This window comes from Collimonas sp. GW821-FHT02H07 (assembly GCF_059421505.1).
The window spans coordinates 605245-619662 of record NZ_JBWKVC010000002.1; the positions used below are offsets into that span (position 1 = coordinate 605245).

Sequence of the window (14418 nt, forward strand, 5' to 3'; positions counted from 1 at the left end):
AGTTTAGTGTCGCTTGTCGCAGTCCGTATTGATCAATTTGATGTGCTCTTCGATACCGTATTTTCAAAGCGCTCTGGCAACGGGTGCTTGAAACTATCCAGATAGCGCTGCCAGCTGGCGTCGGCGGTTGCACCCAGTATGGGCAAACGGGGACCGGCGACACGGCCGTCGGCTTGCGCCTGCAATAAAGTGCGCGTGACATCGCCGACGCGTATCCTTGACTCGCGCTCCGGGGGCGCTTGACGGGCTGGCGGCTGCGCTGCAGCCTGGGTATTCGCTGCCGCCACTTGAACGGCTGCCGATGTAGCGGCCCCAGCGGGCGTCGCCGACGGCACGGACGGATTCGGCGCCGCGGCCACGGGCTCTTGCAGCAGCTTGCCGGTAAGCGGTGTCATGCTCTGCGCAGACGCCTCGGAAATACTGCCTGCCATCAGCAGCAATGCGCCAATGAGCAAGATATGCTGCCGGAGAATTGCTCGCACTTCCATGATCTGCCTCGTCAACGATAATTAAACTGCATGGAAAAACTGTCTTGCGCCTAGCCGCCGTTGCCGAACCGGTCCAGCATCGACTGGAATGGCGTCGCGGGCAGCGATACCTGGCTTTTGCTTTTGCCGGCGGGGACGACGGCGCCATTCATTCCCGGCTTGGCCGCCTCGCCGGCTTGCAGCGCAACTACCGCTGGCTGCCGCTGGCCGATTTCCGCCGCCAGGCTATACACCTTGGCTCGAATGTCTGCAGACAAGGCACCCTTGTCCATGACGGCACGCGCTTTTTCCGGATCTCCCGAGACCAGCAGGAACAGCGCCAGGTTGCCTATCATCTTGCGATCGTCCGGCGCCAGTTCCGCCGCCTGCGCCAAGGGCACCCGAGCGCCGGCGATATCGCCGCTGCGCAGCAAGGCATAGCCAAGATCGCCGAGCATCACAGGGTTGGTCGGCTCGCGCTTCGCTGCTTCCCGCATTGCGGTGACGGCAGCCGGATAATCCCCGCTTTGAGCCGCCAGCAAACCCAGGCCGTGCCAGGCCGCAGCCGCTTCCGCGGATCCCAGCAGCTTGCGGTAGCTTGCATCCGCGGCTGCAGTCTGCCGGGTTTCACGCAATGCATCGGCGCGCAGGCGCTGCACCTCGGGGCTGCTGCCATTTTGCTGTTCATAGGCATCGATATGGGCCAGCGATGCAAAGTACATGCCCTGCTCCTGCATTTGCCGGATCAAACCCAGGTACATGCCTTTGTTGTCAGGCGTCGGCGCTTTTTCCTCGGCTTGCTGGCGCAGCTGCGCCGCTTCGTTTTGCTGCGCATAGACCTTTGCCGAATTGCTGGCGCAACCGGCCAGAACTGTCGCAGCAAGCAGCAAAGCCAACGGCAAAAGCCATGCCGTCCTGGCGCATTGCCACTGTCCGCGTCTTCCCGCATCCGGCCGCATCTCAAAACTCATCATGTCCCCGCTCCCATTCTCGACAAGGCGCGGATCACTGCCAGGAAACCCACGCCGCCAGTAATCACCAACAGGCCCGGTAACAAAGTCAGCACCATGACCCCTGTCATCTTGACCGTCAATTTCCCTACTTTTTCCCGCATGTCCAATTTTCGCTGCTCGCGAATCCGTTCGCTGAATTGCTTGAGCGGTTCCTGCACCGCGCCACCGTGATGCTCGACCTGCACCAGCAGGCGTGAAACGGCATGCAAATCCTCGTTATCGAACACCGTGGAAAAGCGCCGCATCGATTGCTCCCGGCTGCGCCCGGTGCTGTATTGGCGGCCAGCTATGGCCAGCTCTTCCCCCAGCACCTGCAAGACGCTTCTGAATTCGTTTTCAATGACGTGCAGGCTCTGATCGACCGACAATCCAACGCCCTGCAGCAGGCGCAGCAAATCAATCAGCAAAGGCAGTTCCTCCGCCGCCTGGCGCTGGCGCTTGCGGGCCGCCCTCAGCATTATCCATTTAGGCAGCATGTAGCCGAGGGCGATGCCGAAAAAAAGCGTCACCACCAGCCACACCAGCCCTCTCCGATCTATCAATATGACGCCGAGCAGCGGCAAGCTGATCGCCAGCACCACCCGCGCAGCAAAAAACAGGGATTTTCCGCGCACATCATTGACGTTGCACTGGTCCAGCAAATGCCGGTCTTCCTCCGCCACCAATTGCCGCCCTATTGGCGTGTCCAGCCAACTGGCGCTGATTGCGACCAGACGGTCGCGCCAGCCAGACGGCGCACCGCGGACATCCACCGCCGCGGCAGACCGCTCGCGAGAGGAGATTTTCTCGTCGATCGTGTCCTGATTGCGCTGCAGCCGCCAGGCTCTTGCCAGCAGCGCCACACCAACCAGCAGCAAGGCAGCTGCCAGCAATATGACTGCCAGGATAATCAGGGTATGTTGAGTGGTATTCACTTTATTCCAATCTGCGCCACATCACCGTCAATTGCTCCACTACACCGTCTTTGCCAACCGATACAAGCCATAGCCACCAATTACTTCAAGCACGACCGCAACGATCAGCATTTTTTTCCCCACCGGATCGTGCCACATGCCGGCGAACATATTATTGTTGAAAATGATCAGGAAAATGCCAATCGCTATCGGCAGGATCCCCATGATCCATGCCGACAGGCGAATTTCGGCAGACAACGAAACCAACTCGTTCTGTGCATGCTCCAGGTCGCGCATGAAAGCGGCCATGCGCTCCAGAACCTGATCGGAGCGGCCGCCAAAGCGCGCAGAAACACCGATAACCGCTCCCACCAGGTCCAGCTCCTTGAAGCGATAAATCGCCGCCTGCTGACGTAATGCGTGCTCCAGGTCGACGCCTGCTTGCACCTGCCGGTTGGCCCGGTCCAGGACCACTCGCAACGGGCCTTCCGTGCTGAGTATGCCGGTTTGAAAAGCGGCGCCAATACTGTTGCCTATCGTGACCAAGCGCACCAGGGTGTCCAGAAATCCAGGCAGCTGGCGCAACATGGTGCTCTGCCGTTTCGAAGTCCTCAGCCAAAAATAAAAAGCCACCAGCATGCAGTACAACAGCAGCGTGCCCAGCGCCGACAACCAGCCTCCCAATATCAATGCCAGTAATGTCAGAGCTATTCCCGGCCCAATCAGTTGGGCATACAGCTTGCCGCTGGGATGCTGGATTCCCGCGCGCAGGAAGAAATTGCGCATGGCTTCTATCGGCAGCTGCAGCTGCGGCGCGGCTTCGTCTTGCTTTTGCTCCGGCTGCTGCTGGACCTGCTGCATGCCCAGAATCTGCCGATTCACGAACGCGGCGCTGACATCCTGCTGGCTGCGCTGATGCGCACGCTGCCACAGCCATAGCCCGCTGCCAGTCAGCAGCAGGGCGGCAGCAAGCAGCCAGAGCACGATATGCATGGCTAGCGCCTCCCTGCAAGGCCGCCGCTGCTATTGCCGGGGCCGCCGGTATTCGGGCTACCGCTGCTTTGCTGCCCGAGCTGGCGTTGCCGCTGCAGCTTGGGCGCGTGCGGGAAGATTCCCAAAGACACCCAGCGATCGGCTTCTTCGCCATCCGGACCGATAAAGCTCTCATGCCGATACAGTTCTTGCAGGGTGATGATGTTGTCGCCCATGCCGGTCACTTCGGTAATCGAGACGATGCGGCGGCGGCCGTTGGAGAGCCGGCCGATTTGCACGATGAAATCAAGCGCGCCGGCGATCTGCCGCCTGAGGCTGCTTTCGCTGCCTTGAAAGCCGGCAAAGCCGGCCAGCATCTCAATCCGGTACAGGCACTCGCGCGGCGTGTTGGCGTGAATCGTGCCCATGGAACCGTCGTGGCCTGTATTCATTGCCTGCAGCATTTCCAGCACTTCGGCGCCGCGTACTTCACCGACGATGATGCGGTCGGGACGCATGCGCAGGCTGTTGCGGATCAGGTCGCGGATACTGACCGCGCCGGCGCCTTCAAAACCGCCAAGACGCGACTCCAGTCGCACCACGTGCGGATGGTTGAGCGACAGTTCGGCGGTGTCTTCGACCGTCACGACACGTTCTTTTTCCGGAATAAAAAAAGCCAGTGCGTTAAGCAGAGAGGTTTTTCCCGAGCTGGTGCCGCCCGACACCAGGATATTGCAGCGCGCCTTGACCGCGTTATCCAGCAAAGAATAAATCTCGTCATTCATGGTGCCGAGATTGAGCAGATCGGTAGGCTTGAGCGGCTCCTTGCGGAATTTCCGGATCGACACCATCGGACCATCCACCGACAGCGGCTCGATCACCACGTTCAGGCGGCCGCCGTCCGGCAGGCGCGCATCGACCATCGGATTCGATTCGTCCAGGCGGCGACCCAGCGGCGCCAGGATCCGCCTGACGATGCGCAGCAGGTGCGCATTGTCGGTGAAGCGCAAGGTCTCGCGCTGCAAGATGCCGTGGCGCGATACAAACACGTCGTTGTAGCCGTTGATCAGGATATCTTCGACCGTCATATCCGCCAGCAAGTCTTCCAGCGGCCCCAGTCCCGCCAATTCCTTGGTCAAGGCATCGGCGATCTGCCGCACTTCCGATTCATTCAAAGGGATGCGTTGCAGGCGCACGAAACCGTCGACGTCCAGATTGACGAATTGCTGGATCGCGCTGCGCGACCAGCGGCCGAATTCCGCCCCGAGTTCCTCGATCCGCGTCAGCAGATGATCGTAAGCCGCCGTCTTGATATCCTGGAATTCCTGGGTATTCGAGAAGGTCTGGTCGTCGTCCGCAAATTCAATCTGGTTGCTCACGTTTATATCTCCCGTCTTTCATCAGGGGCCGCTGTTTCCCTATCCTGTTGCCTTAACAGGTTTTCAAACACCGGCGCAGATCGGTCTAAATCACGCTTGAATCAATGCAAATTACCTGTCTATTTCCGCAAAAGGATTTTCGGCAGCCAGCGCCCGACTCCCAGCTTGTGCGGCACGGTCTCGGCATGGTTAAGCAGGCCGTCTATCAAGCCGTCAACCGCACGCACATAAGAATCGTGAGGCGCGACTTCATGCAACAGCTTGCCGCGATTGGCGCTGGCGGTCAGCTTCAGCGTGCGCTCCGGCAAAGTGGCGAGCAAGGGCAGCTTGAAGCGTTCTGCAATCTGACTGGCGCCCATGCCGAAGCGGTCGTCGTAGCGGTTCACCACCAGATGCCGCTTGCCGTCATCGGGATGGCGGCCATTCAACTCTTGCAAGGTACCCGCCAACGACACCAGCGCGCCGACGCTCTGATCGGTCACCAGCCAGACCTGATCGGCGGCGCCGGTCAGGTTGGCGATGAATTCGTAGTTGGTGAAGCCGCCCAGGTCGGCGATCAGTACATCGAAATACAGGCGCAGGCGATCCAGCAACGCCAGTGCATCGTGATGCGATACGGTGCGCATCTCGCTCAGGCTATGCGGCAGTGAAATCACGGTAACGCCGCCGGGACTGCGCGGCAACGCGGTATGCACCAGCGTCTCGTCGAAACGGCGCAGATTGCGTACCGCCTCGGCGAAGTCGAAATTGCCGTTGGCGCTCAGGTACAGCTTGCCGTCGCCGGCAGGCAGGCCGAGATCGAGCAGCGCCACCCGGCTGTCGGCGGCGACCCGCTTGCCGCCATGCATGCCATTGCGTTGCTGGATCATGTCCGCCAGGTGCGCCGCCAGGGTGCTGGTGCCTATGCCGGATCGAACGCCGAGCAAAGTCACCAGCTGGCCGCGCTTGACCGGCGGCGGGTTGCGAGCTGCCGCCTTTGCCAGCACGCGCTGCACCACTTCCCGGGCTTCATCCTCGGAAGCGGTGACATCGATAAAATCACTGACGCCGGCGCGCAATGCCGCCACCGTACCTTCAGGAAAAGCCAAGGAACCGACAGCCACCAGCGGCAACGCCGGAAGGGTCTTGCTCAACACCCGCGCCAGTTCAATCGCATGCGCAATGCCGCCCAGCGAATCGAGCGATAGTACTCCCGCATGTTCGTGCACATGTTCAACGCCGGAAAAATCCAGTAGGACCAGCAAAGGATTGAGCTCGGCTATGCGCGACAACAACTCGGCCACATCGGCCTTTTCCTGCAGCAAGGTGCCCCATTTCCCAAGGGCTCCGCTTAACCATTCCGCCTGCGCGCTGTTGCGCGAGCAAAAGACAAAGCGGCTCAGCGACGTCAGTTCATTCAATGCTTTGTTACGAGCGTTCATCATGTAATCCAAAAATGGCTGTCGTCTATTTCGAAAACCCCGGCAACTCGTCTCGGCTCGCTCCCCCTAGCAAGTAGCTTCCCCACGCGGTCCCAGCCGTGTTGCGGCGTTCGTTATCGCCCGGCAATGGCAACGGCACACCTTTCGCGATCGGCCGCACCACGTGAGGGGTGACGATGATCACCAGTTCCTTGTCGGCCTGGGAGTAGCTCATGTTGCGGAAGAAACTGCCGATAATCGGCAAGTCTCCCAGCAGCGGTATTTTGTTGACGTTGGACTGCGTGGTGCGCGACACCAGGCCGCCGATGATGAAACTTTCGCCGTCGCCCAGTTCGACAGTGGTATCCGCGCGCCGCGTGGTAATAGCAGGCACCGATACGCCGTCGGCCGTGACAGTTTTACTGTAATCGACGTCGCTGGCTTCTGGCGCTACTTTCAAGGCGATCCTGCCCTTTTCCAGTATGGTCGGAGACACGGTCAGGCCAATGCCGAAAGGCTTGTAGACTATGGTGGTGGTGCCGAGCCCGCCGGACTGCGGAATCGGCAACTCACCTCCCGCCAGGAAACTCGCGCTCTGGCCGGATAGAGCGGTCAACGACGGCTCGGCCAGCACGCGCGCCAAACCGTTGCCTTCAATCAGGCGTAGATTGTTGGTCAGGCTATAGCTGCCGCGGCTAAACCTGGTGAGCAGGTTAAATGCCGACGAGGTCGTCGATAGCCCGTTGGAAGCCAGATTGCTGCTTAGGTTAAAGCTGAAATTGCCGCGGTTGACGAGAAGTCCGAAGTCAAAACCGATTTCCTTCAATACCGATTTACTGAATTCAACAATCTTGACATCTATCTGCACCACGTTGCCACTGTCAATAGTAGAAATATCCAGCACCTTGCCCTTGCCCGCAGCGTCTGCCGCGACCGCACTACTGCTGACATGCGCCAGCAACGACGGCGCCTGGCCGCTGATCACGGCGGTGGCGCCGCGTACCTGGACATCGGCGCCGGGCTGGCCCGCCAGCGTCGCCTGCAGATCGCCCTGCACCTGTACCTTCCATGTCTTGGCAGGCAACCCTTTGGCCCATGCGGTCACGGTGGTGCTACCCGCCTTTTTCCCCACTAGAATCACGCTGCCGTTCCTACCGCCGGAACCACGCACCATCATCACATCGGCCACTTCCGGATCGGCAATGGCGATGCGTTCCAGCATACCGGCAACCGGCAGGTTTTGCTGTTCATGCATACCCAGCGAGATATCGGTAGCAGTGGTAATTGCCATGACTGGCATGGCAGTCGTACTCAAGAACAAGGGTAGAAGTAAGTCTTGAATTTTCATGAGTTGCAGGTTATCCAGTTATTGATATTGGCCAGTCATTGAAAACCGTCGCGATATCAGAAAGCCACCGACTCTCGCTGCGTACCGCGAATCACCTCGACCGTGCCGGCGCCACGCGCCGGCTCTCCGCCTGGCGGCCTGGCTGCCATGACATTATTTGCCGGCGGCTTGCGACTTGGAGATTTAGCATCGCTGGCCAGTCCATTCATTTCCATGCCGGCGAAAGCCAGATTGTCAGGCTGCTTCAGCGCTTCCTGTTGATCGCGCGTCAGCTCCCTTTTCCCCGTCAGTACAGCTGGAGGTTGCGGGAATAGGGCCACATCGGAAATTGTTTCATCGCTGGGATTGCGCAAGGCCAGCGTCAGCTTGCCATTTTGGGTTGCAAGCAGCAGCCGGTTTACATCGGCTACCGGAGTCGCCAATACGGCAGTACGGGGAGCTTGCTGCGCTTGCGGCTGCACGGGCGCAACTTGCCCGGCCTGCTGCGCCTGCTGACTTGGCGCCGCTCCCGCGCTGCCGCCACCGGTAGCAGTGCCAATCACGGCGGCGCCGTAAGACAGTACATGCACACGCGACAGCAACAGGCGCGACTGTGTCGTGGATATGTCTTGCGCCTGCTTGAGGCTAAAGAAGACATCCACGTAGTCGCCTGCCTGAACCCGGTTTCCAGCCCCGACAATTTCATCGACGGGAATCGCCACTGCCCGCTCGCCATCCGCCAGTTTTATAGATAGGCCGCTAGCCAGGCCGCTCTCCGTGATGGGTGTGCCGATCCCGATATCGATCAGCGGCACCTTGCCGACGACTGAACTGGCCTGGTCGTATGCGCCGGCCGGATTGATCGGCAAGGTCACCAGGCTGATATCGCTGGTGGTGATTGCCTTGCCGGCTTCCAGTGCGCGCGCGGCGACTATCACCTCGTACTGTTTCGATGACTTGGCCACTACCGCCGGCGCAGCGGCAATAGTAGGCGGCGGCCGGCTGCCCAGCCACCATGCCACAAACGCCAGCCCGAGCGCCGCCACAACCAATATCGCTGCAACAATTTTTGTCAGGTTATTCATAGCGCGTACCCGATGCCTATCCGAACGAAGATATTGTTCAAGTGGTTTCCAAGTCAAATGCCAAACAACTAGGGTTAAGCCATTGGCTCAATGATTCGCGGTCGATAAATATGCAGATGCTCTCGAAAAATCCAGGCGTATGGAGCCCCTACTCAATTTATTTGAACCGTGGCTGAACTCGCTAATGTGGTGGGCACCGCAACACTCATTAACGATCCCAGCAATAACGGCACTAACGGCTGCGTACCATATGGATAAGAGACTTTGACAGTGATGCACTGTGCTGTGGTGCCAGCTGGAAGAGCGCAGGTAACCGGTCCGGTCGGCGTGCAAGTTGCAAGCGGGGCACCGCCGGCGCCGCTGCCCAGCCAGCTAACCAGTTGGGTCGCGGTAGAGCATGCGATTGTGCCGCGATCCGCTGTTGTATAACGCAACGCAGCCCGCGCACCTTCTTCTGCCGCCAGCGCCAGAGATTGTTGGGCAAGGAAGATCAAGACATACGTAATGATCCCGTACATCAGCATGAAAAATACCGGGAACACCAGTGCAAATTCTATGGCTGCCACACCCTGCTGCGCGTGGGTCCAGGCTCCTTTTCCCATGTCCGGACGGGCCTTGTATTTATATTTCTTATACATCCCTGCTCCCGATCTTTACAGCCGAGCAAAACCGATCAGCACATCACCGCCACTTGTCACGCCGGCATGCGTGAAGAATTCAGGTAAAACCCGGCACCGCTCCAAAGCTGCGAATACCGATCAGTGCCGCCGCCAAAGCCAGATACGCCGCATAAGGAATGCCGGCACGATTGCCGCGCTTTCCCAGTATCCGTTGATACCACGCCCGGCGCGCCACGCGCATTGCAACCAGCTGTAAGCCAGGCGCTAGTCCCATACGCGAGGCATACAATAACAACGCGTGCAGAAATGCCATCCCTGAAGCAATCAAGAAGACTGGCAGCAGTGCCTGAGGTCCGCTCAACAAGCCGAGTACTGCAAAAAACTTAACGTCTCCGGCTGCCATAGCGCGCAGTACATACAAGGGCAGAAAAAAAACCAAGCCAACTGCAAAACCCGATAGAGCAGATAACCATCCCGTCCCGTTTAGCCCACTACCCAGCACCAGCAGGCAGCACAACTGCAAAGCGGTAGCAATGAATAAAAATATGTTTGGAACTCGACGGAATAAATAGTCATACAAAAATATCGCGCTGCAAAACAGCAGGAACAGGATCAATAGGAAAAAATTCGTGCTCAGCATTTTCCGTTCCGTTCAACTATCCTTTGGGAACAACTGAACGGTCCACCGCACTGAATCTGCATGCAGTCGTCTTAAGTGCCAATCTTGGTGCCGAGGTTTGTTAGTTTGGTGCCGAGGTCGGTGAATATGCCGCCCAACCCGTTAGTCATTGCGCCGACTGCAACAACGAGTGCTACAGCCACCAGCCCGGCAATCAGGCCATATTCAATAGCAGTAACGCCATCTTCATCGCGAAGAAATTTCATTAATTTGACGTTCATTGTGATCTCCCAAAGAAACACCCATCGCATTAAAGAAGTAGCCTGCCGTATCGCAATCGGCGGGAAATAGACTCACGTTCTACCCCCAAATCGCGAGACCTGATTTCGGACTACGCGGTATCAGCATAGCCCCGATTAAAAATTACCTCAAGATAAATTTTTCCATTAAGAAATATATTAATAGAACTATTCCTCTAGTAGGATTTTCATAGGTAAACCGTGATTTTGTTTTGAAATATTATTTTACATTATGAAAAAATGCTTGCATCTGAGCAAGTGAAAATTTCCGATAAGAAACTCGAAAACGCCTAGCGGCGCGTACTTTTCCTAGTTTTAGTTGGGATAAAAATGCAACCCGATTTCCGTTCCTTCAATCAATTGAAAGGGATGCAACAAACGTTCCGAAGCCGCAGATTTGCTAGTGTTTGCGTAACAGTCACTGGACATTCATACGCACGGAAAGGAAGCCATTCAATGACTCATGGCAACTAAAAATCCCTTTAGTGGGTGCTCATTAAGAAGCGCTCATGCCCTCATGTATCGGCATTCAATCCATCTGATACGAATAAGCCGCATTTAAACGCGGCGACCGTGAACTGGCGTTGACAGGAATATCGGCCACCGGCTTGGCTATCGACAGGTCCAGAGTGTAGTAATGGCCATCTGAAAAGCGTACCCCCAGCGCAACAGAGCCCAAAGTGTCATGACTCAAAGGACCCGCATTGGAATACACTCGAGAATGGTCCACCAGGAAATACGGTTGCAGCGTTTTCAGATAGGTGTAACCCATGGGAAACAGGCGATTGATTTCCGCCGACACCCCCCAGCCTTTATCGCCGGCCAGCTCACCCGCCGGATAAGCCAGGCCGAATAATTTCCCGCCAAACCCAATCTGCTCCGATGTCGGCAGGATGTTGCTGCTGTACTGGGTGCCGGCGGCTACCGCGACGCCGAAGCCGCCGGGCAGCTGGTTTGACTGTGCCGCTTGCAGGGTGACCTTGGTAAAGCCCAGATCGACATTGCTCTTCTCGCTTCTGGTGCCGAGCGAGCTTAAGGCCTTATAGACGCCGACATTCAGCTGACGCGTCTGCTGCAGCTTGTCCGGCCCTGTCTTGACATCGGTCCACGCCGCTTCCGCGCTCAATACCCGCACCTGCGAACTCAGCTCCAAGGTCATCGGCGTCGCCGGCACCGAACGGGTAAACACCTGGCTGTTTTCGGCAGAGTAAGCGCCGCCGGTAACGGTCAAGCTATGCGTGTTGTCCAGGATCACCGGATAGCTCAGAGACGCGCCAACGCGCGTGGTCTTGGTTTGATATTGATTCAGGTAATCGACCGATGACAAGGCGGCATTTTGTGGCTGCGCACGATAGTCAGACCAGTTCACTTTGGCCAGCAAGCCGTCAGTGCCGATCGGCTGGACATAATTCAAGGCATAGTATTTCTCATGCTGTTCGCCGCTCGGCTGCAGCGTGCTCACCGTCACCTGTTCGCCCAGCGGCGTCAGGCCGTTGCTGCTGGCGGTCAGCAGGCCGCGTATCCCGGGCTGCCGGTAGTCGGCGCCGACGCCCACGGTTACCGGATTCCGCTTCACGGTCAGCACCATGTCGGCGGCGCCGTCGGTGGTGGTCGGCGGCGCCACATTGGCGACAATCTTGACCCCTGGCTGCAAACTGAGAATGCCGGCAACGCGTTCGAAAGTGGCGCGCCGCAAAGGCCGGTCCTGCTGCAGCTGTTCGGCGATCAGTTTCAGGCGCTCTTCGCTGCCGCCCGGATTGCCTTCGACCTTGACATTGCTGACATAGCCTTCCACCACCGTGACCACGACCACATTATTTTCGAAAGTCTGGGCCGGGATGAAGGCAAAGGAAAGCGGATAGCCGCGATCCTGATACATCTGCGTGACCTTGTTGGCAGCCGCCAGCAATTCCGCCACGGTGGTGTCGCGATTGGCCATGGGCGCGAACAGCGCGGCGATTTCTTCGAAGGGCAAGGTCTTGATCCCGGCGATCTGGAAACGCGATGGCGTCAGATGACTCGCCAGCAGTTTCTGCATGGCCGGATCAACCGGCTGGGTCTGCACATTGATGGTCACTGTCGGACTGGATGGCGCTTCGGCCTTGGGCAAGGTGTCGGTCGGATTGCCTTGCAGCGGACTGCGCGAGTCGGCATGCACAGGCAGAGCAGTTATCGTCATCAGCCAATAGGCGCTGCCGGTCAGGATCAGTCCGGCGCGGCGGGAGCACTTCGATTTAAATAGTTGCATGCGGCTACGGCTCTCGTTCGTTATCGAAGGCAAAACCTGTCTATTCATCGCGGTCGGTAAGGCAAGACCTGAAGTCACTGTTAAAGTACGGCAATAATTCACTGGGTGCAACTATTTTATTCGGCCAGGCATTGCTGCGCGATTTAACGGATTAGTCCCCCCATCAAACAAAAAGCCTTGGCAAAAACCAAGGCTTTTTGCATACCGCTAGCTGCATTTATTTTTTGCCTGTGGCGCCCAGCAAACCACCCAGTACGCCGCCGGCCTGGGTGCCGCTGCCAGTGCCGCCAGCGCCTGCCGCCACCCCACCGGTCAAGCCGGCAACCAGATTAAGCACCGGAGCCAACGGGCTCGCTGCGCTGCCGCTCGCACCGCCACCGGCGCCCACGGCAACCGTACCGCCCAGACCACTCAACAAACCGGTCACAGGAGCCAGAGGACCACTGCCCCCACCACTACCGGCTGCACCGCTCACGCCGCTCAACAAACTTGTCACCGGAGCCAGCGGACCACTACCGCCGGAGCTGCCGACTGCACCGGTCAAACCACCCAGCAAGCCGGTGACCGGCGCCAGCGGACCGCTGCCGCCGGAGCTGCCGACTGCGCCAGTCAAGCCACCCAGCAAACCAGTGACCGGAGCCAGCGGACCGCTGCCGCCAGAGCTGCCGACTGCGCCCGTCAAGCCACCCAGCAAGCCGGTGACCGGAGCCAACGGCCCGCCAGCGCCGGCCGCGCCGCTAAGACTGCCGGTCAAGCTGTTCACAGTGCCGACAACAGGCGCCAGCGGGCCGGCGAGCGCGCCCAGCAATGCGTTGTCAGCCGGTTGCAGGATGCCGCCGGCTTGGTTCCCCAGCAGCGGCTGGCCGGTGCCGGTAATGCCGTTGGTCGACAGGCCGCCCACCAGATTGCCGGTATTGGTCACCACCGGGCCGAGGTTGCTGACGACCGGGACGCCGGAACCGGTCAGGCCGCCGCCGACGCCGGCGACGGTATTGCCGACCACGCCCAGCAGCAAATTAGCCGGCTGGTTGAGCGCCGTCGCGTTGCCGGCTGTCTGCAGCAAGGTGGCGGCAGTGCTGGTCAGCGGCACAATCGCTGTGCTGGCGGTCTGCGTCAATTGCTGCACCGGGCCGGTAGTCAATGCAGTGGTGACGATAGGCGCCACGATGCCGGAAACGGTCTTGCCGACGGTGCTGACCAGCCCTCCCACCGGCGTAGTGACCGGCGCCAGGGCGCTAAGCGGTCCGCTGCTGCCGAGACTGGAGACGGCCTGGCCGGCACTGTTCACGGTAGCGCCGACCTGGGCAACGACGCCGCCGGTGCTGCCGACAGTGATGCCGACCGGATCTTGTGCCGTGCCGATCTGGCCCAGGCCGTTGGCCAAGCCACCGCCGAGTACGGTAACGATGCCGCTGGCGTTATCGACCACGCCATTCAATGCCGCCTTGGTGGAGGGGCTTACCAGCGGCAGCTGGCTGATTACGGTATTGCCCGCGCCATCAACCGCTGTGCCTACGGATGATACGGTGGTGCCGAGATTCGAAACCAGGTTGGCGGCGCTGGCAGTCGGTGTGACTGGCGTGACCGGCGTCACTGGCGTGGTCGGCGTGGTTGGTGCCGTCGGCGTCGTCGGCGTGGTGCCGCCGATGCCGCCGGTGCTTGCGGTAGTCCCTTTACCGCCGCCCACCTGCAGACCACCGCTGCCGCCGCATCCCGTGAGCAGTACCGTCAGTAACAAGGATGCCGTGAGCAATCCGGTTTTTTTCGATGCTTTCATGATCTATCTCCCTTTTTTGATGACTCAGATAACAGCTATGCCTACCGTCTTTCCGCAAAGAACGTGCCAGCCGGAAAGTCTCTCAATCAGGCTCATGCCGCAGATCATCAAAAATCGTTGAAAAATAGAAAAAATCCTTAAAAATCAATGACTCACATAACCACCAAAACTTTCAAAAATATTAACCAAGGGAAATTTTTCCCCTCCCGCGATACGTAACATGTAACGTAACGCCCAGGAACATCGATCCCGCCGCCAACGGGAAAAATGACAAAACGCTACTTGCCCGATGCCTGCGGGAACGCAGCCGCGTCAGCCT

The 14418-nt window shown here is 58.8% G+C and carries 13 protein-coding genes; all 13 read right to left on the reverse strand.

All coding sequences use genetic code 11. From position 1 onward, the window contains the following. Positions 1–32: 32 nt before the first annotated feature. The 13 genes from AC07V8_RS05915 to AC07V8_RS05975 all read right to left on the reverse strand — a co-directional run bounded on the left by AC07V8_RS05915 (position 33) and on the right by AC07V8_RS05975 (position 14099). Positions 33–488 (reverse strand): DUF3613 domain-containing protein, encoded by a 456-nt coding sequence (locus tag AC07V8_RS05915; RefSeq protein ID WP_494677706.1) that lies wholly within the window; start codon positions 486–488, stop codon positions 33–35. 50 nt (positions 489–538) lie between these two features. Then, on the reverse strand, positions 539–1441 hold the full coding sequence (locus tag AC07V8_RS05920; RefSeq protein WP_494677707.1) for a tetratricopeptide repeat protein: 903 nt from the start codon (positions 1439–1441) through the stop codon (positions 539–541). Next, on the reverse strand, positions 1438–2394 hold the full coding sequence (locus tag AC07V8_RS05925) for a type II secretion system F family protein (protein ID WP_494677708.1): 957 nt from the start codon (positions 2392–2394) through the stop codon (positions 1438–1440). The genes AC07V8_RS05920 and AC07V8_RS05925 overlap by 4 nt, the downstream gene beginning before the upstream one ends. Before the next feature lie 39 nt (positions 2395–2433). Continuing rightward, on the reverse strand, positions 2434–3366 hold the full coding sequence (locus tag AC07V8_RS05930; protein WP_494677709.1) for a type II secretion system F family protein: 933 nt from the start codon (positions 3364–3366) through the stop codon (positions 2434–2436). Between the two features lie 2 nt (positions 3367–3368). Continuing rightward, complete coding sequence (locus AC07V8_RS05935) at positions 3369–4724, reverse strand: TadA family conjugal transfer-associated ATPase (protein WP_494677710.1); 1356 nt, start codon at positions 4722–4724, stop codon at positions 3369–3371. A gap of 119 nt (positions 4725–4843) precedes the next feature. Then, entirely contained in the window at positions 4844–6148 is a 1305-nt protein-coding gene (locus AC07V8_RS05940; protein ID WP_494677711.1) for a CpaE/TadZ family protein, read from the reverse strand. A 22-nt stretch (positions 6149–6170) separates the two neighbouring features. Continuing rightward, entirely contained in the window at positions 6171–7472 is a 1302-nt protein-coding gene (locus AC07V8_RS05945) for a type II and III secretion system protein family protein (protein WP_494677712.1), read from the reverse strand. Positions 7473–7528: 56 nt separating this feature from the next. Beyond that, positions 7529–8536: a Flp pilus assembly protein CpaB gene (cpaB, locus tag AC07V8_RS05950; RefSeq protein ID WP_494677713.1), complete on the reverse strand. Its 1008-nt coding sequence runs from the start codon at positions 8534–8536 to the stop codon at positions 7529–7531. Positions 8537–8688: 152 nt separating this feature from the next. Continuing rightward, positions 8689–9174, reverse strand: coding sequence for a TadE/TadG family type IV pilus assembly protein (locus tag AC07V8_RS05955; RefSeq protein ID WP_494677714.1), 486 nt, complete (start codon positions 9172–9174; stop codon positions 8689–8691). Between the two features lie 79 nt (positions 9175–9253). Next, a complete protein-coding gene (locus tag AC07V8_RS05960; RefSeq protein ID WP_494677715.1) occupies positions 9254–9796 on the reverse strand; it encodes an A24 family peptidase in 543 nt (180 codons plus the stop codon). Between the two features lie 71 nt (positions 9797–9867). Beyond that, the gene (locus tag AC07V8_RS05965) at positions 9868–10056 is read right to left on the reverse strand and encodes a Flp family type IVb pilin (protein WP_494677716.1); all 189 of its coding nucleotides are present in this window, start codon (positions 10054–10056) and stop codon (positions 9868–9870) included. A gap of 547 nt (positions 10057–10603) precedes the next feature. Then, positions 10604–12322, reverse strand: a complete 1719-nt coding sequence (locus AC07V8_RS05970; RefSeq protein WP_494677717.1) for a ShlB/FhaC/HecB family hemolysin secretion/activation protein — start codon at positions 12320–12322, stop codon at positions 10604–10606. 217 nt (positions 12323–12539) lie between these two features. Continuing rightward, the gene (locus AC07V8_RS05975) at positions 12540–14099 is read right to left on the reverse strand and encodes a collagen-like triple helix repeat-containing protein (protein ID WP_494677718.1); all 1560 of its coding nucleotides are present in this window, start codon (positions 14097–14099) and stop codon (positions 12540–12542) included. Positions 14100–14418 lie beyond the last annotated feature (319 nt).

Bases quoted from the DNA above. Each gene is read 5' to 3' on its own strand.
- AC07V8_RS05915 (WP_494677706.1), bottom strand. From the start codon at position 488: ATGGAAGTGCGAGCAATTCTCCGGCAGCATATCTTGCTCATTGGCGCA.
- AC07V8_RS05920 (WP_494677707.1), bottom strand. From the start codon at position 1,441: ATGATGAGTTTTGAGATGCGGCCGGATGCGGGAAGACGCGGACAGTGG.
- AC07V8_RS05930 (WP_494677709.1), bottom strand. From the start codon at position 3,366: ATGCATATCGTGCTCTGGCTGCTTGCTGCCGCCCTGCTGCTGACTGGC.
- AC07V8_RS05940 (WP_494677711.1), bottom strand. From the start codon at position 6,148: ATGATGAACGCTCGTAACAAAGCATTGAATGAACTGACGTCGCTGAGC.
- AC07V8_RS05945 (WP_494677712.1), bottom strand. From the start codon at position 7,472: ATGAAAATTCAAGACTTACTTCTACCCTTGTTCTTGAGTACGACTGCC.
- cpaB (WP_494677713.1), bottom strand. From the start codon at position 8,536: ATGAATAACCTGACAAAAATTGTTGCAGCGATATTGGTTGTGGCGGCG.
- AC07V8_RS05955 (WP_494677714.1), bottom strand. From the start codon at position 9,174: ATGTATAAGAAATATAAATACAAGGCCCGTCCGGACATGGGAAAAGGA.
- AC07V8_RS05960 (WP_494677715.1), bottom strand. From the start codon at position 9,796: ATGCTGAGCACGAATTTTTTCCTATTGATCCTGTTCCTGCTGTTTTGC.
- AC07V8_RS05965 (WP_494677716.1), bottom strand. From the start codon at position 10,056: ATGAACGTCAAATTAATGAAATTTCTTCGCGATGAAGATGGCGTTACT.
- AC07V8_RS05970 (WP_494677717.1), bottom strand. From the start codon at position 12,322: ATGCAACTATTTAAATCGAAGTGCTCCCGCCGCGCCGGACTGATCCTG.
- AC07V8_RS05975 (WP_494677718.1), bottom strand. From the start codon at position 14,099: ATGAAAGCATCGAAAAAAACCGGATTGCTCACGGCATCCTTGTTACTG.